This window comes from Morganella sp. BCCO 40_0007, from assembly GCF_032989665.1.
GTDB lineage: Bacteria > Pseudomonadota > Gammaproteobacteria > Enterobacterales > Enterobacteriaceae > Morganella > Morganella sibonii.
The window spans coordinates 35,673-57,421 of record NZ_JAVBIN010000009.1 but is presented as its reverse complement, the minus strand read 5'-3'; the positions used below and the strand labels follow the sequence as shown (position 1 = coordinate 57,421).

23 protein-coding genes are annotated in these 21,749 nt (G+C 52.9%); 4 read left to right on the top strand and 19 right to left on the bottom strand.

Annotated elements, in window-relative coordinates:
* Positions 1-97: 97 nt before the first annotated feature.
* Genes nadR through serB form a run of 3 tightly spaced genes read right to left on the bottom strand, consistent with a single transcriptional unit; the run spans position 98 to position 3,767 of the window.
* Positions 98-1,360 carry a multifunctional transcriptional regulator/nicotinamide-nucleotide adenylyltransferase/ribosylnicotinamide kinase NadR gene (gene nadR / locus R5268_RS12110; protein WP_317419446.1) on the bottom strand — a complete coding sequence of 421 codons (1,263 nt, stop codon included), beginning with the start codon at positions 1,358-1,360 and terminating at the stop codon, positions 98-100.
* A gap of 15 nt (positions 1,361-1,375) precedes the next feature.
* On the bottom strand, positions 1,376-2,764 hold the full coding sequence (radA, locus tag R5268_RS12105) for a DNA repair protein RadA (RefSeq protein ID WP_317419447.1): 1,389 nt from the start codon (positions 2,762-2,764) through the stop codon (positions 1,376-1,378).
* 25 nt (positions 2,765-2,789) lie between these two features.
* On the bottom strand, positions 2,790-3,767 hold the full coding sequence (gene serB, locus R5268_RS12100; protein WP_004242106.1) for a phosphoserine phosphatase: 978 nt from the start codon (positions 3,765-3,767) through the stop codon (positions 2,790-2,792).
* 101 nt (positions 3,768-3,868) lie between these two features.
* Here serB and R5268_RS12095 point away from each other — a divergent pair, with 101 nt between their 5' ends.
* The gene (locus tag R5268_RS12095; RefSeq protein WP_166706941.1) at positions 3,869-4,537 is read left to right on the top strand and encodes a YtjB family periplasmic protein; all 669 of its coding nucleotides are present in this window, start codon (positions 3,869-3,871) and stop codon (positions 4,535-4,537) included.
* 13 nt (positions 4,538-4,550) lie between these two features.
* Here the strand turns inward: R5268_RS12095 and crcB are convergent, their stop codons facing one another.
* From crcB to R5268_RS12040, 11 genes are all read right to left on the bottom strand, one after another.
* Entirely contained in the window at positions 4,551-4,934 is a 384-nt protein-coding gene (crcB, locus tag R5268_RS12090) for a fluoride efflux transporter CrcB (RefSeq protein ID WP_046894047.1), read from the bottom strand.
* Positions 4,935-4,974: 40 nt separating this feature from the next.
* The gene (locus tag R5268_RS12085; RefSeq protein ID WP_166706940.1) at positions 4,975-6,057 is read right to left on the bottom strand and encodes an FUSC family protein; all 1,083 of its coding nucleotides are present in this window, start codon (positions 6,055-6,057) and stop codon (positions 4,975-4,977) included.
* Between the two features lie 12 nt (positions 6,058-6,069).
* A complete protein-coding gene (locus tag R5268_RS12080) occupies positions 6,070-7,236 on the bottom strand; it encodes an NAD-binding protein (protein WP_046894046.1) in 1,167 nt (388 codons plus the stop codon).
* A 12-nt stretch (positions 7,237-7,248) separates the two neighbouring features.
* Positions 7,249-8,241, bottom strand: a complete 993-nt coding sequence (yut, locus tag R5268_RS12075; protein ID WP_046894045.1) for an urea transporter — start codon at positions 8,239-8,241, stop codon at positions 7,249-7,251.
* A gap of 93 nt (positions 8,242-8,334) precedes the next feature.
* A complete protein-coding gene (locus R5268_RS12070; protein WP_052926007.1) occupies positions 8,335-9,300 on the bottom strand; it encodes an urease accessory protein UreD in 966 nt (321 codons plus the stop codon).
* Complete coding sequence (gene ureG / locus R5268_RS12065; protein ID WP_046894043.1) at positions 9,297-9,932, bottom strand: urease accessory protein UreG; 636 nt, start codon at positions 9,930-9,932, stop codon at positions 9,297-9,299. The genes R5268_RS12070 and ureG overlap by 4 nt, the downstream gene beginning before the upstream one ends.
* 32 nt (positions 9,933-9,964) lie before the next feature.
* Entirely contained in the window at positions 9,965-10,651 is a 687-nt protein-coding gene (locus R5268_RS12060; protein WP_004237086.1) for an urease accessory protein UreF, read from the bottom strand.
* 24 nt (positions 10,652-10,675) lie between these two features.
* The gene (gene ureE / locus R5268_RS12055) at positions 10,676-11,353 is read right to left on the bottom strand and encodes an urease accessory protein UreE (protein WP_052926008.1); all 678 of its coding nucleotides are present in this window, start codon (positions 11,351-11,353) and stop codon (positions 10,676-10,678) included.
* 85 nt (positions 11,354-11,438) lie between these two features.
* Complete coding sequence (locus tag R5268_RS12050; protein WP_182106431.1) at positions 11,439-13,157, bottom strand: urease subunit alpha; 1,719 nt, start codon at positions 13,155-13,157, stop codon at positions 11,439-11,441.
* 67 nt (positions 13,158-13,224) lie between these two features.
* Positions 13,225-13,647: an urease subunit beta gene (locus R5268_RS12045; RefSeq protein ID WP_080948011.1), complete on the bottom strand. Its 423-nt coding sequence runs from the start codon at positions 13,645-13,647 to the stop codon at positions 13,225-13,227.
* Positions 13,648-13,676: 29 nt separating this feature from the next.
* Positions 13,677-13,979, bottom strand: a complete 303-nt coding sequence (locus tag R5268_RS12040; RefSeq protein ID WP_025153862.1) for an urease subunit gamma — start codon at positions 13,977-13,979, stop codon at positions 13,677-13,679.
* Between the two features lie 17 nt (positions 13,980-13,996).
* Between R5268_RS12040 and R5268_RS12035 the strand changes: the two genes are divergently transcribed.
* Positions 13,997-14,155 carry a hypothetical protein gene (locus R5268_RS12035; RefSeq protein ID WP_264997916.1) on the top strand — a complete coding sequence of 53 codons (159 nt, stop codon included), beginning with the start codon at positions 13,997-13,999 and terminating at the stop codon, positions 14,153-14,155.
* 224 nt (positions 14,156-14,379) lie between these two features.
* On the opposite strand, the gene R5268_RS12030 is transcribed toward R5268_RS12035, so the two are convergent.
* From R5268_RS12030 to R5268_RS12010, 5 genes are all read right to left on the bottom strand, one after another.
* Positions 14,380-15,168 (bottom strand): ATP-binding cassette domain-containing protein, encoded by a 789-nt coding sequence (locus tag R5268_RS12030; protein WP_317419449.1) that lies wholly within the window; start codon positions 15,166-15,168, stop codon positions 14,380-14,382.
* The gene (locus tag R5268_RS12025) at positions 15,168-15,974 is read right to left on the bottom strand and encodes an ABC transporter permease (protein ID WP_107680484.1); all 807 of its coding nucleotides are present in this window, start codon (positions 15,972-15,974) and stop codon (positions 15,168-15,170) included. Before R5268_RS12025 ends, R5268_RS12030 begins: the two co-directional genes overlap by 1 nt.
* On the bottom strand, positions 15,971-16,939 hold the full coding sequence (locus R5268_RS12020) for an ABC transporter permease (protein ID WP_112549986.1): 969 nt from the start codon (positions 16,937-16,939) through the stop codon (positions 15,971-15,973). Before R5268_RS12020 ends, R5268_RS12025 begins: the two co-directional genes overlap by 4 nt.
* Positions 16,939-18,534, bottom strand: a complete 1,596-nt coding sequence (locus R5268_RS12015; RefSeq protein ID WP_317419450.1) for an ABC transporter substrate-binding protein — start codon at positions 18,532-18,534, stop codon at positions 16,939-16,941. Before R5268_RS12015 ends, R5268_RS12020 begins: the two co-directional genes overlap by 1 nt.
* A gap of 670 nt (positions 18,535-19,204) precedes the next feature.
* Positions 19,205-19,981, bottom strand: coding sequence for an energy transducer TonB (locus R5268_RS12010; RefSeq protein ID WP_166708902.1), 777 nt, complete (start codon positions 19,979-19,981; stop codon positions 19,205-19,207).
* Between the two features lie 192 nt (positions 19,982-20,173).
* On the opposite strand from R5268_RS12010, the gene R5268_RS12005 reads away from it, so the two are divergent.
* Entirely contained in the window at positions 20,174-20,716 is a 543-nt protein-coding gene (locus R5268_RS12005; RefSeq protein WP_046894033.1) for an RNA polymerase sigma factor, read from the top strand.
* Positions 20,713-21,675 carry a FecR family protein gene (locus tag R5268_RS12000; protein ID WP_317419451.1) on the top strand — a complete coding sequence of 321 codons (963 nt, stop codon included), beginning with the start codon at positions 20,713-20,715 and terminating at the stop codon, positions 21,673-21,675. The genes R5268_RS12005 and R5268_RS12000 overlap by 4 nt, the downstream gene beginning before the upstream one ends.
* The last annotated feature ends 74 nt before the right edge of the window (positions 21,676-21,749 follow it).

Sequence of the window (21,749 nt, the reverse complement as noted above, 5' to 3'; positions counted from 1 at the left end):
CCGGACGCTGTGTGTTGTCCTTGTTCTTTCAGTATAGAAGAGAAAAATAATTTATCCCGGAAATACCCCGATTAATTTTCAATTTTCTCTGTATTCTTTATTTTTGCTGATCCCCGTCACGAATTTCAGGGGTATCCAGCATCAGCAGATGCTGAACCAGATCCACACATTCAAGAAAACGGGTGTCATAGTCCCCCGATGTCACATGGACAAACTTAATGCCGTTTTCCCGCAGCATACTGATAAGCAGATCCTGAAACGCTTTGCGGTCATTATCACTGCCGAGGCTGCGTAACCCGTCTGCCACCCACGGTGTGTTATTTTCCAGCAGGATCACCAGATCAAAGCGGTATTCCGCAATCAGCGCCTGCACAAACGGATGTTCTTTGCCTTCATACCGTTTGCAAAACGCCTGTGTCGTGACAAAATCCGTATCCACAAAAGCAACTTTATTCGCATATTTTACTGCAAAATCAATGTACTGTGCATGTCCCAGTGCGATTTTGTCATAATCGGAATATTGCAGCGCCATTTCATCGCCGCCCAGATGGGAAAACACGTAATCACGTCCGTATTCCCAGGCACTGGTGGTATTGAACATATTCGCCAGTTTATTGACGAGTGTGGATTTACCACTGGATTCCCCGCCGAGCACCGCCACAGTCCGCACAAAGAAAGGTTTTACCTCTGTCGGGATATAGTCCCAGTAGCGGAATGGCGCCTGACGGATCTGCCGTCCGCTGATATTCATAAAGGTGCGTTCCGGGTCGATAAGCACCGTTTCGATACCGAACGATTCACGGTAACGCGGCACATCCGCTTTCTCACCTGAATAAATAAAATCCGGCATGATCCCTTTTTCCCGCATAAACTGGCACACACCCTGACTCCAGTGTTCCCAGCCGTGCGGATACGGGTCATAAGCATGCTCATCAAATGAGTGAATACGGATATTTTTCTGATACTTAAACGTTTGCAGCAGCCAGCGCAGACGGTCACTGACTGTCGGCTGCTGAGACATAGAACTGTTGATAAATAACGCCTTATCACGCGGCTCGTCATGGCAGAGGATCACATGCAGCTCATCCACCTGGCTGCACGCACGCTGGATCAGGTAGATATGCCCGGTATGCAGCGGATAAAACTTGCCGAACACCACCCCGACGCTCTTTTTCTTCAGCGGATAATCCAGTCCCAGCGCGCTGTGCAGACTGGCCAGTTTCTGGCCGCCGGGACTTTTGATTTTGTTGTTAATCAGCTGACTGAGATACCCTTTGGTCACCCCGCACTGATCCGCCAGTTGCTGAAGTGTCACACCCGCCTGCTTAATCGCTTGTTTCAGATAGGAAAAATCCGTCATTCTCTGCTGCCTCACTTATTCCAGTTCATCCAGTACAGACAGGGCATCCGATAATTTTTTCACTCCAAACACCTGCATGCCCGGCGGCGGATTTTTCGGGCGGTTAGCATTCGGCACAATCGCCCGTTTGAAGCCGTGTTTGGCCGCTTCCGAGATCCGCTCCTGGCCGCTCGGTACCGGGCGGATCTCCCCCGCCAGTCCGACTTCACCGAAAATCACCACATCACGCGGGATCGGCCGGTCACGGAAACTGGACACCAGCGAGAGCAGCAATGCCAGATCCGCACTGGTTTCCGTCACTTTTACCCCGCCGACCACGTTGACGAACACATCCTGATCCGACATCTGCAATCCGCCGTGACGGTGCAGCACAGCCAGCAGGATCGCCAGCCGGTTCTGCTCCAGCCCGACCGCCACACGGCGCGGATTCGACATCATCGAGTGATCCACCAGCGCCTGGATTTCCACCAGCAGCGGACGCGTGCCTTCCCAGACCACCATCACTGAACTGCCGGACGTGATTTCATCCCCGCGGCTCAGGAAAATGGCAGACGGGTTGCTCACCTCGCGCAGCCCCTGCTCCGTCATGGCAAACACACCCAGCTCATTCACCGCACCAAAGCGGTTTTTATGGCTGCGCAGCGTACGGAAACGGGAATCGGCCTCGCCGTCGAGCATGACCGAGCAGTCAATACAGTGCTCAAGCACTTTCGGCCCGGCCAGAGAGCCGTCTTTGGTGACGTGACCGACCATAATGATCGCCACGCCGCGGGTTTTGGCAAAGCGGGTCAGATAAGCCGCGGTTTCCCGCACCTGTGCCACACTGCCCGGCGAAGACTGAATATCCGCCATGTGCATCACCTGGATGGAGTCGATCACCATCAGCTTCGGCTGTTCCTGCTCTGCGATCAGGCAAATCTGCTCAATCGCCGTTTCCGACAGCATATTGAGGTTGTCCATCGGCAGTCCGAGACGGTGCGCCCGCATCGCCACCTGCTGCAGGGATTCCTCCCCCGTGACATACAGGGTTTTCATCTGCGCGGCGAGCTGACACATAGTCTGTAACAGCAGAGTACTTTTCCCGGCGCCCGGATTACCGCCGATCAGAATGGCACTGCCCGGCACCACGCCGCCGCCCAGCACGCGATCAAATTCTTTGAAACCGGTGGAAAAACGCGGCAGTTCCTCAAGACTGATTTCCGACAGCTTCTGCACTTTGCTGATGCCGCTTTGTCCGGCATAACCGCTGAGACGGTCACTGCGCGCCGCCGGAGATGAAACGGAAGCCAGCCGGACTTCCGTGATGGTATTCCACGCCTGACACGCGGTACACTGCCCCTGCCAGCGGGGATAATCCGCCCCGCACTCATTACAGACAAAGGCGCGTTTTGCTGGTTTTGCCACTCGTGACCCCGTAATAACTGATAAATTAACGTTCTTCGTGTTTCAGACCACCGCTGAGGGTGCACATCACCCCCATCAGATCGGCGTGGCGGATAGCCACTTTCGCCCGTGCATAGACTTTCGGTTTGGCATGGAATGCAATGCCGAGACCGGCTTTTTTCAGCATTTTCAGGTCATTGGCACCATCACCGATAGCCACGGTCTGTTCTAACGGAATATTGAGAAATTCCGCCAGTTTCACCAGCGCCTGTGCTTTGTATTTGGCATCCACCACCGGGCCTTTGACTTTGCCGGTCAGTTTGCCGTCTTTAATTTCCAGCTGATTGGCATAGACGGCAATCAGGCGCAGGGAATCTTTTAAGTGATTGGCGTAGAAAGTAAATCCGCCGGAGGCAATCGCGACATGCCAGTCCATCGCCTGGAGTTTGCGTACCAGGCTGGTCAGCCCCGGCATCAGCGGCAGTGTATCCAGTACCTGCTGTAAAATAGCGGCATCCGCCCCGGCCAGCAGGCCGACACGCGCTTTGAGGCTTTCGCTGAAATCCAGCTCGCCCTGCATCGCTCTTTCTGTCACTTCCGCAACTTCATCACCGACCCCGGCCAGCCGGGCAATTTCATCGATACATTCGATTTGGATCGCAGTGGAATCCATATCCATCATCAATAATCCCGGAGAGCGCAATTTCGGAATATTTCCCAGCGGCACCACATCCATCTGAAATTCATCGGCCACACGCTTGATACGCCCGGTCAGGCTGCCCGCAATCCGGACCACCTGATAGTCATCAATCCGCCATGACGAGACCACCACAATTGCCGCTCCCAGACGGTGCTGGAAGTCGCTGATCCGTGCTTTATCCAGCCCGCGCCCGTACAGCAGCCAGCCGCTGTCGCCCGCCCGGTAATCCAGCGGCATGACCTCATCACCGCTCAGGGAAAGAGGAAGACCCGGCCATTTATGGATTTCATTCGGCAAATAACAGTAGGTCAGACTCGTCGACATCAACAGATACTCCTATAATCCCTGATAATATTCATGATGGTAGCAGATAAAAATTGCCGCTTCTGGCAATATGGTGGCGACAACGGAAAAACGGATAAACAATGGCCAAAACGAAGTTAACATTCCGGCTGCACAAAACAGCCATTATTCTGATTTGTCTCGCCCTGATGGTCTGTCTGTTACAGGGTGTGTCTTATTTCAGCCGCGTACACCAGCAGTCGTCAATGGATCAGTTTAATGAACTGGCCTATTCACTGGCACAGCAGGTGGCGTTTAACCTTTCCGATGCTATAGACGATAACGGGAAAGTGCTCAATAAGAAACAGATTACGGCAAATTTAGAGCAACTGACCACCAACAGCCGTATTCTCGATGCCACAGTATATCAGGATGACGGGGTGCAGATAGCAGGCAGCGGCGAGAGTATTACTGTCCGTGACCGGCTGGCGCTGGACGGACAAAAAGCCGGCAGTTACTTTAACCATCAGATTGTCGCCGCTATCCCCGGGAAAAAAGGCCCGAAAGGCTTTCTGCGTCTGACCATTGATACTCACCGGCTGGCCACGGAATCCACTCAGGTGGATAACACCACGAACCTGCTGCGGGTAATGTTACTTCTCGCTCTCGGCATCGGTTTTGTCCTGGCTAATAATCTGCTGCAACTGACCCCGAGCCGCTGGCAACAATCTCTGTATCTGCTGACCGCTAATCTGAAAAATGAAGATGAGAAGCAGGGAAGTAAAACGGAAGATAAAGAAAAGGGGGAATAATTTCCCCTTTCTTTTACCGGTGCTGCAATACCTGCCAGGTCAGCAGGCCGAGCCAGGTCATCAGCAGGGAACTGATGACATGCAGGGCGATTTCGGCCATGCCGTGGTGGATACGTCCGGCCTGAAAGGCCTGCACAATCTCCAGTGAGAACGTCGAGAATGTCGATAACGCACCGCAGAACCCGGTGACAATAAACAGCCGCCATTCCGCCGGGAGTGTCGGGTGCGAGGAGAAAAATGCCACGGCCAGACCGATAATATAACCGGCAATAATATTGGCGAGATACGTCCCCAATGGCATCATCGCCAGTACCGGGTTGAATTTATTACTCAACACCCAGCGGCCGAGGCCGCCGAGTACTGATCCTGCGGAAATGCTGAGGATCACATTTAACATAGAAAAACCTTACGCCATTTTTATTTCAATGTTTCTGTGTTTATGCGCATTTCTTTAAAATGTCAATCTGAACAAGCCCGCACACTTCATCCAGCAGCTTGATTACTTCCACACTCATCCCGACCATCATGGCATCCGCCGAATTACTTTCCGGCTGTGCATTGATCTTCTGATGCAGCTCATGTGTGCTGGCACGCAGTGCCTGAAGCTTCTCCATCGTGTCATCATCTTTTCCCTGCACAAAAATATCAGAGAGCAGTTTCATAATTTCACTGTTACTTTTCTGTAACTGCACAATGTAAGGATTCTCGGTATTCAGCGCGTGAGCGAAGTAGTTTTTACTGAAGGTGTCTGTCAGCAGTTCCAGTATCGCCACCAGCCGCCGGATGCGTCCGTGAATGGCCGTAAAAGTGGCTGCCGGGACATGAGTTTCTTTGACGGACGGTGCAATATAGGTATTACAGGCCAATAACGTCGATAACGTATCTTTCAGCTGATTATCCCATCGCTCCGGGTCTGTGCTGTTCAGTTTCATGATGTGCTCATCATATAATCTGGCGGTATCGCGCAGAATGGTACTGATATTCATCCGCCAGAACACAAACCCTTTCAGCGGCAGAATCGCCGAGAAGACCAGCGCCAGAATGGAGCCGCCCACAGTCTGCGCCGAACGGATAAGCGCGGAGTCCATATCCCCGACAGGTGCAGTGGCAACGATACTGATGGTCATCCCGATCAGCATCCCGACATACATGTTTTTGCCCAGCGCAATCAGGCCGCAGACAAACATTGCAATCGTTGCCAGCGCCAGCATCAGCGGAAAAGAGTGGGTTTCCGTGTACAGCAACAGCATCCCTATCAGTGAGCCGATAACGGTGCCGAGCGTGCGCTGCATTGAACGGATCAGCACATTTCCCCAGTACGGCATCGGCATCAGGATAGAGATAAGTGTCATGATAATGTAATCGAGCTTATCGCTGTGTAATTCCCGGAACACCATAAACGTCAGTGTAAATGCCAGTGCAATGCGGATGCCGTGCAGCTGTTTAAACCGGGAATAAAAGAATGACTGAGCCCGGGTGATCCCGTGGCTCAGATTTATTTTTTTTTCTTTATGCTTCACAACCGGCCCTGCTTATGGCGCTTTGGCTAATAAGATGTCAGCCATGACGCTGTTATTGATGTTCTCGCCGCACAGCATTTTCATCAGCACTTCACTGCCGAGTTGTGACAGGGAGAAGGTCATATCCGCATGCAGCAGGCGCATTTTGTCGCGGTTCTCTTCCTGATTCACCACCGTCACGGTTTTCACGCCCTCACCGGCCAGCTGTTTTACCGCCAGCAGGGCAAAGGTGTTATCCGCGTCATTATCACTGATGGCCATCACACAGCGGGCGTCTTTCACATTCGCTTCATTCAGGGTCACCGCATCCGCGCTGTCACCGGCAACGGCCACCGTACCATCAGGGAAATGCGTTTTTTCGTCATCAGAACAGATCACGACCACCTGCAAACCGCGTTTTTTCAGGCCCTTATAGATATTGACCGCCAGCGGATTCGCGCCGATAACAACATAATGCTCTTTCATGTGCAGCAACCTCTTTTTGACAATCTCGCGTGTGCCGCGCAGAACGACACCCACAATGTACACAATAGATGTGGTGAAAATAGTGATACCAAACACCACCACTGTCAGGGTAAACATCCGCGCTTCCACGCTGATCGGGATGATATCCCCGAAGCCGACGGTGGTCATACAGACCAGGGCAAAATAGAACGCTGCTGAGATGTCAGTAACATGCGGCTGGAACTCATTGCCGAGATACAGGGTGCCGAAAACGGAATACACCACCAGCAGGATAATACTGCTGACCGCCACCACGCCGGCACTGGTCAGGCTGTGATGCGGGAACTGCCGCCACAGACAGCCGCAGGCAATCAGCAGCGCCAGTGAGAACAGCCCCTGAAGTGTGTATTCATGTGCCAGCCCCAGATCCATCAGTACCATCGTGAGCAGGATAAACAGGGAGAACAGCCAGGCAATACGTGCACCTGTCATCATCAGCAGCGCCAGCAGCGCCAGCAGCAGCCCCAGCATAAAGCGGGGAATATCCAGTAATTTTATAAACCCGAGCGACTGTAACCACGCGGTGAAGCCGCCGTCCTGCCAGGCAATGTCTCCGGTATAGGAAAACAGAACCGGCGACAGGATCATCACCCCGTCAATAAACAGCAGCACCGACAGGATCACCCGCAGACTCAGTAATTTATGTAATCCTGTCTTCAGTAGATTACTCTGCATATCTCTCCCCTTTTACTGACGGTGTTCCGGCATGATGTCCTGATTCGGCACCAGGAACAGCCAGGAGGCCAGAACGAACGGCATGGTCAGTGTCGGAATGCCGAACGGCGATACCACCACATCCAGTGCGCCCTGGACAAACACCGTGAAAATCACACCCACAACGGTATACACCAGCACTTTAAAGCTCGGTTTGTTAAATGTGGAGCCCAGCGCAATCGCGGTTAACACGGCGCTGAATGAGTAAAGCCCCGTATGGACGCTGCCGAAATCGGCTTTCAGGAATGACGCCACACCAAAGGCCAGCAGTGAACCGAGCACCGCAAAGATCGCCGCCCATACAGAGCTGACCGCCAGACCGATCACAAACAGTATTCCGACAGTGATGCTGCTCAGCAGGAAGACTTCGGATACACCGCGGAATATATCCGGGATCAGATCGGAATACGGGATACCGGCGATCGGCGCCACATACTGATCCGGCAGTGCCGGTCCCGGCAGGCTGACACCCTTGATACCGAAGAAACTGTAGCTGGCCAGCAGGATAGTCCAGGTCACCAGCACGAAAGGCGCGGTCAGTGCTGCCACCTTCCAGTTTTTCAGAAAATCGGTCAGTGAGATGGTGGCGATCACTGCCACGATACTGCCGAGCACAATAGCCGCCCACATAAACGCTGAATTTTCCAGGAAAGTCGGCAGTGCAACACCGACCAGACAGCCGTTATAGCCGTACAGTCCGGCGCGCAGTGAGGTGACATCCATTTTGCTGACGTACGCGGTCAGCGTGGATACGACCGTACCGAGCAGACAGCCCCAGCCGACAGCCGGAATGCCTTCACTGTACGCACCAATAAAAATAGCCGCGAAGAAGAACAGCCCGGTCAGCGGGTTGTTCTGAAACATCACCTGTGCGCAGCCGCGCAGTGTGATATCAATAAAATGTATGACAGGATTGGATCCGGCCAGTTTATTCCAGCCGTTCTGACTGACTGTTGAAGTTGCCATTGTCTTTCCCTTGAAGGTGAACCAGACAAAGGGACTGATTATGCTGATAATAATCAGTCCCCTGAGTAACTACCGGTATCATCCTGCGGCGCATCAGCGCCACAGGAACGGTTTCTGCAATGTGATGCCGAGGATCTCTTCCCGGGCGATTTGCCAGAAATAACGAACAGCTTCTTTGGTTTTCGGGCTGTCGATTCCCAGCACTTTGAAGACCAGGCCGCACTCGTTCGGCAACTGCGTTGCGCCGAATGCAACCTCTTCATCCGTGTCATAACGGGCTTCCAGGCGTTCCAGAATACGGGCATGATGCTCTTTCGGTGTCAGTAAAATCACATTACCGAAGACATCAAAGCCTCCCATCACGCCGACGACATTCAAGGCTTCTTTTTTCGGTTCCAGAATGTATTTTTCAACAAATAATTCTTTCCCCTCACTGTCTTCCGCCCTGATCTTTGATGAGAAAATATCAAATCCGAATTGTTCGTCCGGATGGTGATATTTCCGTCCTGACATCAGGATCTCGGAATAGATCATCGTGGCCGTCGGATCAATCGTTATCTGTGTATCCGTTAAAAACCGAGCATTACGGTGCGGAATAATCGGGTCCGGCATAAACTCCAGATAACCGCCCGCTTCCACCACCACGTTCTGGTACTGCGTGGCGTAGTTCGCCTCCATCATGTGGATTTTGGTGGCAGACTGTGTGGTGACATGGGCACACGCCCCTTCTTCCACAATCAGATCCAGCGCCTGGCGGTCGCCCTGTAACAGGCAGCCGGAGGTGGAAATCATGGTGACACACGGCATTTGCGGCATCATTTCATCCCAGTACAGCGCGCGCTGCACCAGAGAGGGCACACGGCGCTCCATTTCCACCATTTCACTGCGGTATTCCCGTTTGGCAAACCGCAGTTTCAGATAGCCGCTTTTCCCGATGGCACCACTTTGCATCTGTTTTGGCTCATCCTGGTAAGGCGCCATTTCCGGCGCCTTTTCCCCTAAGAGATGAGCCCGGAGACGTGTCGGCGTCCCCGCAATCTCAGCCCTCAGTTGTGTCATGCTTTCGCTCCCGCCTGATGGGTGAACAGGAATTTATCCATGATCATATCCACCAGCTCAATCACACCTTCGCCGGTTTTGCAGTTGGTCATGACATACGGACGGTTACCGCGCACCACTTTGGTGTCACTTTCCATAACTTCCAGGCTCGCGCCGACGTACGGCGCCAGGTCGATTTTGTTGATCACCAGGATATCCGCCTGTACCAGGCCCGGTCCGTTTTTACGCGGAATTTTTTCCCCTTCCGCCACATCGATAACATAGATGTAGAAGTCAGCGAGTGCCGGGCTGAAGGTCAGTGTCAGGTTGTCGCCGCCGCTTTCGATCATGATGACGTCACTGTCCGGGAAGCGCTCTTCCATATCTTCCACAGCGGCAATGTTCATACTCGGATCTTCGCGTACCGCGGTGTGCGGACAGGCACCGGTTTCAACGCCGAGGATTTTCTCTTCGTCGAGGATACCTTTCAGGGTACGTTTGACCTGTTTCGCATCTTCGGTGGTCACGATGTCATTGGTGATGATTAACGGTTTGATCCCGCGTTCAATCAGGATCGGAGTGATCACCTCAATAATCGCCGTTTTACCTGAGCCAACAGGGCCGCCGATGCCGATCCGTGTCATTTTTTTCATCAATATACTCCCGGAAATAAGTCAGCCGCCTGTCAGTTCATAAACAGGCGGACAAAAGATTTGGTATGAACTGCCGCAAGAACATCGATCACCGGCACATAGGAAGACATCTGTTCAATGTCGCCGCAGGCTGCAATATCGCAGAAGGTTTCAATGTCGTTGTTCAGCTCAAATAAAATGTGCTGTGTTTCAAAGTGCGTAATCCGCATCAGGCGCATGGCGGCGCTGAGGATCGTCATCGCGATCCCGTACTGATGCATGACCACCACTTCGCGCTCGCCGATACCCTGTACCGCCATCACAATGGCCTGAGTCACAGGCTGTGTGCCGGGGGTATCCCCGCTTTTAATCTGCGCCAGCCACCAGGCCACGAGCGGATCGTCAAAAATATGGACGGAAATCTCCGCCAGCTTTTTCCCCATCCGCGTTGCCATCAGACGGGCTTCTTCATTCAGTTTGCGGTTATTCACCGCCCGATCGACCCGCAGGATGGCATCATTGTCACCCGCCAGTACAGCGCGGTGTGCCGCGACAACGGCAATACCGTCACCACTGGCCGCCTGTTTCAGCGCAGTGCGGACAAACCCTTTCAGGGTTTCTGCATCATGTACCACGCCCGTCTGAATCGCCGATTCCACACCGTTTGAGAAAGTAAAGGCGCCGACGGGAAGTGCCGAATCACCAAACTGCATGATCCGGATAAGATCAGCCGCTTTCATCACACGTTCTCCCGTTCCGGTCTGTCAGTGTTTGTGGTCATGGTCGTGATCATGGTGATGATCATGGCCGTGGTCGTGACTGTGGTCATGATCATGGCTGTGTCCGTGATCGTGGCCGTGTGAATGTGAGTGCCCGTGGTTATGTGCCACATGCACATGAGTATCGGTTTCTTCCGCGCCGCCGAACAGCAGACGGGATTCTGAGTTGGTCAGGATCGGCAGAATAGTTTCGCCTTTGACGAAGGCAAACGTATCGTTGCCGAAACCGTGGGTGCGCATCACCGATTCCATCACTTTTTCACTGACGGTCAGCGGGACATACACCTTGTTTTCTTTGATCACTGCTTTCCAGTGCTGGTTACCGAGCGCATGGCCCAGTTCAAAACTGATGCGGATCTGCTCTTCCGGCGTGCTGCCCTGAAGACGTTTAAGATCAACAACCATGACATCACGCAGATCGATCTGGACGACAACCATCGTATTGGTGGCGTCATCGGTATGGATCACATCTCCGTCAGACAACAGCACGTTGCGATCCAGCGCGATCCCGATATCCAGCCCGTTTTGGGTATGTTTGCGGCAGCGGCTTTTCTGGGCTTCCCGCTGATCGAGGATCAGCATATCCACCGTCATATCGTTCGCTTTATCAGCCCACGCCTGCTCTTTTCTGACGTTGCCGAGAATGTGCTCAATGAGGATCATGGAATTACCTTTTTGTTATGCCCGGCAGGCTGACTGCGCCCGCCGGGGAAGTCTGTTAATCCGGGACGTTCAGCCCCGGATTCTGTTAACCAAAGAAATAACGCTGGTTCATCGCCGCCACCGAGATTGGCTGGCAGGTCGCGTGTTCTCCGTTGACTTTCACCGCGAAGGTTTCCGGGTCCACTTCGATATCCGGCGTTTCGCCGTTACGGACCAGGTCACGTTTGGTGGTGGTGCGCATGCCCTGAACAGCAACAACCTGACGCTCCAGACCGGCTTTCTCTTTCACACCGTCTTCCAGTGCAGCCTGAGAAACGAAGGTCACACAGGTATCCTGGAGGGTTTTACCCATCGCACCAAACATCGGACGATAGAAGACCGGCTGCGGTGTCGGCAGGGAGGCGTTAGGATCACCCATCGCTGCCCAGTTGATCATGCCGCCTTTGATAACCAGTTTTGGTTTCGCACCGAAGAAACGCGGATCCCACAGGACCAGGTCCGCCATTTTGCCGACTTCGACTGAGCCGAGCACATGGCTGATCCCCTGGGCAATCGCCGGGTTGATGGTGATTTTTGCCACATAACGCAGAACACGGAAGTTATCGTTACCCGCCGCATCTTCCGGCAGTTTGCCGCGTGCCGCTTTCATCGCGTTAGCGGTCTGGATCACTCGCAGCCAGTTCTCACCGACACGTCCCATCGCCTGGGAGTCACTGGAGAACATGGAGATAGCACCCATATCATGCAGCACGTTTTCCGCTGCGATGGTTTCCGGACGCACGCGGCTTTCCGCGAAGGAAACGTCAGCCGGGACATTCGGGTTCAGGTTGTGACATACCATGATCATGTCGAACAGTTCTGCCTGGCTGTTGATACCGTACGGCAGGGTCGGGTTGGTGGAGCTCGGCAGTACGTTCGGCTGGCTGACCACTTTGATGATATCCGGCGCATGACCACCGCCCGCACCTTCGGTGTGGTATGTGTGGATAGTGCGGCCTTCAAAGGCTTCGATAGTATCTTCCACATAGCCGCCTTCGTTCAGACTGTCGGTGTGTACCGCAACCTGAATATCATAATCATCTGCCACACGCAGGGCATGACGGATGGCGTTGGAGGTTGCACCCCAGTCTTCGTGTACTTTCAGACCGGCAACACCGGCAATGATCTGTTCAACCAGCGGATCGCGGGCAAAAGAGTTACCTTTCCCGAGCATACCGACGTTAACCGGTAAACCTTCCAGTGAACGCAGCATCGCGCGGATATTCCACGGACCGGCAGTAACTGTTGTACCGTTGGTGCCGTCTGTCGGCCCGATACCACCGCCGAAGAAGGTGGTGACACCGTTAGACAGCGCCGCATAAGCCTGCTGTGGTGAAATCAGGTGGATGTGGGTATCAATACCCGCCGCTGTCAGGATCAGATGCTCACCGGAGATAGCATCAGTCGATACACCGGCAACCATTCCCGGGGTAATACCATCCTGCAGGTTCGGGTTACCGCTCTTACCGATACCGACGATTTTGCCGTCCTTCACACCCACGTCCGCTTTGATGACACCTAATTTGGCGTCCAGAATCGTAACGTTGGTGATAACCAGGTCGAGCACACCGTTATCGCTGGTCAGCGTGTTGTTCGCACCCATCCCGTCACGGAGGGATTTCCCGCCGCCGTAAACAGATTCTTCGCCGTAACCGCGTAAGTCTTTTTCAATTTCGATATAAAGATCAGTATCACCGAGACGGATTTTATCTCCGGTGGTCGGCCCGAACAGGCCGCAATATTCTTGTCTGGAAATCTGTGGCATAACGTGTTCCTTATTTCGTTCAGGATGCCTGAGCATCTCTGCCGGAAAATCGTATCAGGACGGAGAATTACTTCTTCGCTTCTGCTTTATGACTGAAACCGCGGGCAATCGCCTCATTCAGGGCAATCGCTTTTGCCGGACGTTCGCTGATGGCGACATTATTACCGGCCCAGCCGTCCACCAGGTTATTAAACCCGTACACTGTCTGTTTGCCGCCGTAAGGAATAAGAGAAACTTCCGTTTCATCACCCGGCTCAAAACGGATTGCGGTGGTGGATGAAATATTCAGACGTTTGCCGTAAGCCGCTTCACGGTCAAATTCCAGGGCATGGTTCACTTCAAAGAAGTGGAAATGCGAACCGATCTGAATCGGACGATCCCCGGTATTACGGACTTTAATTTTGGTTTCCGGCTTACCGGTATTAAATTCAATCGGGGTATCCGCAAAAATGACTCCGCCTAACGGCGTGGGTTGTTTTGTATTACTCATAATCAGAACCTCACCTTTTTGCTGTACGTTTATTTGATTGGGTTATGAACCGTCACCAGACGGCTGCCGTCTGTGAAAATAGCCTCAACCTGCACATTCGGGATTAAATCATCCACCCCTTCCATCACGTCGGCTTTGGTCAGCACAGTAGCGGCTTCTTTCATCACATCTTCCACTGTTTTGCCGTCACGGGCGCCTTCCAGCGCTGTCACCGTGATAATCGCGACCGCTTCCGGGTAGTTCAGTTTTACCCCTCTGTCACGGCGTCGCTGCGCGACATCCGCCAGGGTGTATATCATCAGCTTTTCAACTTCTCTCGGGGTTAATTGCATAACGCCTCCACAATTGGATGAAAACAGAGTCATCAGACAGCAACCCGGATTATGATGGTTTCCGGATCACCGTGATTTCAGTTTTTATTTCAGTGACGCATCTGCTGAACAGCATGCACAATACGCCACCGGCCACCGGACATGCGCAGACGCACACCCGGAAATACAAAGCGTGAAAAAATGTAAGTGGCTAATCAGCCATAAAAAAATAAATCATTCACCGCTGTTCTCCTGAATAAGAAAACGATGTTCAGATCCTTTGATGACTATGCTGTGTTTCCGTTACCGCATATAGATGAATTAATATCTGCTACTGTGTTTAAATATAAAATCAATCACCATACTGATTTTCAGTAAATAAATAATAAATACTCAGATAAGGACGAAATAAAGCAGATTATCATCTGAGTTTATTCTGCCCGGACAAAAAACGATGCTCCGGCAGTGCATCCCACAGTGACTGCAGCCACGGACTGCCTTCTCCGCTCAGCAATGCCTGTGATGTCAGTGTTTCCTGTAAAACCCCGTGGCGCAGCACCGCTATCCGGTCAGCAAAACGGGCCGCCATCGCCAGGTCATGCGTGACCCACAACACACCACGCCCGTCCGCACATAACACTTTCAGGTGCGCGAGTAATTGTGCGGCATGTTCATCATCCAGCCAGGATGTAATTTCATCCGCCAGGATATACTGCGCCCCGGTCAGGGTCGCCCCGCAGGTCAGCACCCGTTTTGCCATTCCGCCGGAGAGCCGGTTCGGAAAGGCGGCCGTCAGTTCCGGCCGGAGGTTATAACGTTGCAGCTGACGCGCCACATCATGCATTTTCACATGCATTCCGCTGAGTGTGGCTGCGCGTTCCAGCTGCTGCCCCACCCGCACCAGCGGATTGAGCGCACTGACCCCCTGCGGCACATAACACAGGGTATTGCCGCGATGCAGCTGTTTACTCTCTTCCGTCAGCGTTTCCCCCGCGAGCGAGATAGCACCGCGGCAGCGCATGTTGTCCGGCAGCAGGCCCAGCGCACTTTGCAGCAGCAGGCTTTTGCCTTCTCCGCTGCTGCCGACCAGTGCCACCAGTTCACCGGGCTGAACCGCCAGGGAAATATCCGTCAGCAGAGGCTGCCAGCGCTTTTTCCGCAGCCAGCCGAACTGCGCGACATCAATGGCAAGCCGGTCAAATTTCAGCATTATGCGATCCTCAGCCAGAGCTGTTGTAAGGCTTTCGCAAACTGATCAAACAGTAACACCAGTCCGACCAGCACCAGTCCCGGGAAAAATGCCAGCCACCAGGCGCCGGTACTGAGGTAACGCAGCGCATCTGACAGCAGTATCCCCAGAGATGCCTCATGCGGCGCAAGCCCGAAGCCCAGAAAACTGAGCGCCGCACTGTGCAGTACCGAATGCGGGAACATCAGCAGTGTGCCGACAATCCACTGCGGTAATAACATTGGCAGATAATGATGACGCCAGCAATACAACCGTGAATTTCCTATGCGCTGTGCCAGCATCACATAATCCGTTTCCCGTACCCGCAGAATTTCCGAGCGCAGGATCAGCGTCAGTTTCGGCCAGTGTGTCAGGGCTATCGCCCAGATCACGCCGGATTTTCCGCCGCCCAGGGTGAAACAGATTAAAATCAGCAGCAGCAGGTGCGGCAGTGCCAGCAGCGTATCAATCACCCCGCGCACCAGATAATCCGTCCCTTTGTTAATGGTGGATAACCCGGCCATGGTCAGTGCCACCAGCCCGCTGGTCAGGGCGGAAATCAGTCCGATTTGCAGACTGGTTGCCATGCCCTGAAAGGTGCGATCCCACAGATCACGCCCCAGGCTGTCAGTACCGAACCAGTGCGCGACAGAAGGTGCCTGCCGCCGCGCCAGGAAATCCATATCAATATCTGTGTGTGTGATCCAGATGGCATATACGCCCAGCAGGATCAGCATCAGTAATGTGCCCGTCAGTTTTAACAGAGCGCGGTTCGGGTTATATGTCATGACTCGCGGATCACTCCCTGATTCACGCGGCGCAGTAAAATATCCGCCGTGCTGTTACCGATAAAAATCAGGATCGCGCAAAACATCACAATACCCATCAGCAGCGGGATATCCCCCCGCAGCCCCGCGTCTATCGTCGCCTGTCCCAGGCCGGGATAGGCAAACACTTTCTCCGCCAGCAGTGAACCGCTCAGCAGTTCCCCCACCGAGGCAAACTGTAAACAGAGTGCCGGGGTAATGGCGTGACGCAGTACATGAAAATTAATCATCGGCCAGCCTTTATCCCCCTGCGCTCTGGCATAACGGATAAACTCTGTTCCCATCACTTCTGCCACTTTTGCCCGCGTATGCAGGGCAATGTTACCGACACCGAGTAATCCCAGTGCCAGCACCGGCAGGATCAGGTGATGAATTTTCTCACCGAACGTGGCAGTATCCGCATCCTCACCCATCGGCCAAGCACAGCAGATCGGTGCCCAGTTCAGGGTGACCGCAAACAGTGACAGCAACAGCAGCCCTATCCAGAATGTCGGTATCGAGGCCAGCAGATACGACAGCGCCGAAATTATTTTGTCCGGCCAGCGGTTCAGATACCGCCCTGCCACCAGCCCCAGCAGCAGCCCGGTAATTCCCGAGAAAAACCAGGCGCTGATAAGCAATGCCAGTGACGGCCCGAGCCGCGCCGAAATCACTTCTGAAACCGGCGCGTTATACAGCATGGAGTAGCCGAGATCACCGCGCAGCATCTGCGAGAACCAGATCCAGAACCGCTGCCACAGCGGCTGATCCAGTCCCCAGCGGGCGGCGATCGCCGGATACTGCTCCGGCGGTACATGCAGCAGATCATTTCCGATATAGGCTCTGATCGGGTCAACCGGCGAATAACTCAGGAGGATAAACACTCCCGCCGCCGTGACCGTCAGCAGACAAAAAAACCGCACGAAAAGGAACAGGGCACTGCGCATTATTTACAGGTCCAGGCCCAGTCATCCACACTGTTGAGCAGTGACCATGATCCGTGGATCTCCGGTGCGCCTTTGCCCAGGTCCACACAATCACTGACCACATAGGTATGCTGCACATTCAGCAGCCACGCCCAGGCGGCATCCCCTTTAATCCCCGTGCCGGTTTTACCGTTCCAGTCCACCTGCTGCCAGACCGGAATGGCCGCTTCCTGATCCGGCGCACTCACTGCTTTCTCAAGAATGGCATCCACCTGCGGATTTTTGTAATAGCCCGGGTTGTAGAACTCCACACCTGCCGCTTTGCTGCTGTAATGATGGACTAACTCCATCGGGTCAAGACTGCCCCAGCCGAACAGAGTCGGGTTGGCGTGCATATGGCGTTCGACGGTTTCCCAGCTGCCGGACTGTAAATCCAGTTCAATACCGATTGGTTTCAGGAATGCGCGGATAGCCTGTGCCAGGTCACGGCGGGTGGTATCCCCGCTGGTGTACCACAGCGTCAGTTTGGCGACTTTGCCGTCTTTCTCGCGCAGTCCGTCTTTATTCAGTTTCCAGCCTGCCTCTTCCAGGATCTTTTTGGCTTTTTCCGCATCACCATCTTTAAAAGCGGCTTCCGGATTGTTCCACGGCAGTCCGTGAACACCGGTAAAGGCTGGTACGGCATACCCTTCCATCACCTGCTCAGACAGTAATTTACGGTCAATTGCGTAGTTGATGGCTTTACGGACAGCCACATCGGAGGTGATATCGTTACCGATCGGGTTACCCTGTGCATCTTTTTCACCGGCTTTCGGAATCGGGAAGACAATACCGCGGTTTTCCACGCTGGCACGCTCTACCAGTTTCATCCCTTTGACATCACCGGCAGTCGCAGCGATCACCGGCGGAATACGGACAACTTCAAGCTGACGGCTTTGTGCGGCAGCAAAAGCGGCATCTTCATCCAGGAAGACAAACACCAGCTTGTTAAAGTCATTTTTTGGTCCGGCGTAATACGGGTTCGCCTCAACAATCAGCTGCTGGCCCGGCTGGAAAGCCACCAGGCGGTACGGCCCGGCACCCACCGGTTTTTGGGCATACTCTCTGGCATCATATTTATCGGCGGACACAATCCCGAGAGAGCCGAGTACGTTAATAAAGGTACTTTGCGGTTCGGACAGGGTCATTTTCACTGTCAGCGGGTCAATGACCTCCGCTTTGGCAAAATTCCCCATGTCGATTTTACCGCCGCCGGCAGCGGCATTGTTATAGGTGAAAGCAACGTCTTTGGCGGTCAGCGGGGAGCCGTCCGAGAATTTCAGATCTTTTTTCAGTTTCAGCGTCCACTCTTTGCCGTCGGCATTGTGGTCGTAACTGTCCAGCATATAGCTGTGCCAGGAAAGATCGGCCTTTTGTTTGAGCAGCGGGCTGTGCAGTAATAAGTAACTGCCGTGGCTCCAGCCGAGCATCGGGTCAAATCCCTCTGTCGGTTCTGCGCCGATAGCCAGCCGTAATGTATGACCGGTATTTTCTGCCGCAGCCAGCGCTGAAGCACTAATAGCTGTACCTAATAGCAAAGAGACGAGTGTTCTTGCAAAAACAGACTTTTTAGTCATCACTTACCCTTACCTAACTAAAATTTACGATGTTTAATTTTGAGTTAATCTGGTATTACGCAAAATCACCTATAAAAAATTAATCTATCAAAGAAAACAGAGTTTATATCACTAAAGTCACGTCCGAAAATGATGCATACTAATGAATAGTGATAAAAATCGGATTTCTTATATATTAAATTCTTTTATTCAATCCTGCTGCTGAATAATAACATTATTACATATTTTCCTGATAATTCACGGATGAAATATTTTGTAACAATCTACCCTTAAACAGACTAAAAATGATTATTTGCCAAGGCATTATATTATCCGTTTACCGGCGCTCTGCCACAGTAAACACTATCATCGCCCGCTGTTTTTTAGCAGTGTAACACACTCTTTTTGATAATCACCGCCGGATATCCGTTAGTAATATTTATTAATTAAATTAACTATTTTCATAATGGTACTTTTATTGTGGCGGGTAATAACAGAATTTTATCCGTGCCGGAACCGGCTTTACTGTGCTTGTTGCGATATGAGTGACTGAAACTCATTTAAATAAATTAAGAAAACCTATAGAAAAACCGAAATGTTAAGCAGGGAAAAAATAAACAAGGAAACAAAAAAGGGGGAAATACAGACAATTCCTGGTAATAAAAATGGTATTTCGGGAATTGTCTGCTGGTTACAGGTAAAAACCGATGGGAGTGACTATCTCAATATGGCCGTTTTTGCTGCGCTCCTGTGGCGGCAGCGGGAAAGGTGATGCCCGTTGTACTGTGGCAAGCGCTTCTTTATCCAGCAGCTTTGTGCCCGATGAATTAACCAGTTCGGCAGAGACAACATTTCCCTGCATATTCAGCGTTACTCTCACATGAGAAACACCGGTGGATTTATAGCGCAGCAGTGCCCGCGGATAGCGTTTATATTTCGCCAGATGCGAATGTACTGTGCTTTCCCAGCCGGTACTGCCGCTGACCGGCTGCGGCGCATGACTGGTGAAATCAGCACGGCTGGCAGAGCTGTCGCCCTGACGCGGTGCGGATGTGCTCTCGGCAAGTACCGGTGACGGATTGTCCGTTTCCGGCATTTTAATCTCCGTTAACGGCTTTTTCTCTGCTTTTTTCTTTGGTTTCTCCGCTTTTTTTGTCCAAGTGCCCTGATCAGATACCGCCAGTTTATCCACCGCAGATTCCCGCTCCGGTTCCGCCAGCGGCTGTGGTGCCGGTTGTGACATCACCTGCCTTACCCCTTCCGCTTTTTCCGGTGGTGCACTTTCCAGCTGATAAACTCCCGGCATCAGCACAAATGCCGGCGGCAGCATGCCTTTCGGTTCTTCCGCAGAAAACGTCAGCCAGCCCAGGAACAATGCCAGCAACAGTACGTGTGCGCCCACACTGGCAACCGTACCGCCGACTGAATAGCGCCTGTTCTGATAACAGGCCGCAGCCACATTCAACATCACTCAACTCTCTTTTTTAATCGTTATTCACGTATTTCAATTTGTAAAATTACAGGCATAATGATAACGCAAATGATATTGCTTTTTATTATTAAATAATAATTCAAATAACAACAATGAGATTTTTTAGCTTTTTCTAAGCAATGCGTAATGACTCCTTCAATTACGATGACTTCGATACACACCAGAAAAATGACAACTGAAAAATCGGTAAGCAGGCTTATCGCCGGGGCTTATCACTCAACCTACCATCAGCTTGTCCGCTTCTTCCATAAGCGGCTGGGCAACAGTCAGGATGCACGGGATCTATCGCAGGATGTGTTTGCCCGCTGGCTGAAAGGCGGCAACGATACGTCTGTGCAGGAAACCCGCGCGTTCCTGTTTAAGATCGCCAATAATGTGCTGACCGACCACTGGCGCTACAACCAGCGGAAGGGGCGTGACCGTGTCAGTGAGTGGGATGACTCGCTGACCGCGGAAGTGGCACAGGAGGAAGCCGATCCTCAGGTTCAGCTCGAACACCGCCAGCGGCTGGACAGGCTGTATCAGGTGCTGAATGAACTGCCGCCCCGTCAGCGGGAAGCTTTTGTGCTTTACCGGTTTGACGGACTTTCACAAAGTGACATTGCCGAGCGGATGGATATCACTGTCAGTATGGTGGAGAAACATATCGCCCGTGCCCTGCTGCAATGTAAACGCGCCATGAATACCGAAGAACAGAAGGACGGGGAATGACTGACCGGCGTGAACAGGATGAACGGGAAGAAGCCGCCGCACTGTGGTTTACACGCTGGCACAGCCAGAGTATGACGGCGCAGCAGCAGCGTGACTTGCAGTCATGGCTGGCGGAATCTCCGGAAAACCGCCGGGCATTTGATGAGATGGCGCAACTGTGGGGTGATATGTCGGCCCTGCCGCGTCCTGACGTCACAGCCCCGGCACCTGACCGGCCGTTTTCGGTATTGCGCCCGCTGCGCCATACCCTCGCCGGGCTGTTTATCCTGGTGATGCTGTTTTTACCCTACAGCCAGTTACCTGCTTTGCTGATGGATAACCTGACTCTCGCCACTGCCTCAGAGAGTAAATCCATGATCCTGCCGGACGGCAGCCGTATTTTTCTCAACCGTGACAGCGAAGCGGATATTGCCTATGAGCAGACACAACGCCGTATTACGCTGGTGCGCGGCAACGCTTTTTTTCAGGTGAAATCCAATCCGTGGCGGCCGTTTGTCATTCAGGCGGACGGCAGGGAGATAACGGTTGTCGGGACAGAATTTGATGTCAGCCGCCGGGGGACAGAAGTGGCCGTCTCTGTGGCGAACGGGATTGTCGCCCTGCGGGATGCCGCAGATAAAAAACCGGTTTATCTCCGTGCCGGGGATAATGCCGTCAGTCCGGCACCGGGGCACGCCCTGCTGCTCAGTCATATTCCGCCGGAACAGGCCGGGGAATGGCGTAACGGACAAATCACCCTCACAAATACCCCGCTGCATGATGTTGTTGCCCGCCTCGCACCTTACAGCAACCGCCCGGTGTCACTTGCCGCCAATGCGGCGGATCTGACCGTCTCCGGCCGGGTCACCCTTTCTGAAACAGATGCTTTTTTCACGGCTCTGCCGCTGCTGTTACCGGTTGAAGTCACCGAGCTGCATGACGGCAGCCTGCTGATTGTGAAGAAAAATAAAAATAAATGAAAAAAAGAATGATTATCAGGTGAGGATAATTCTCATTTCCGCGTCTTCTGATACAGGGGATAACTACGACACTT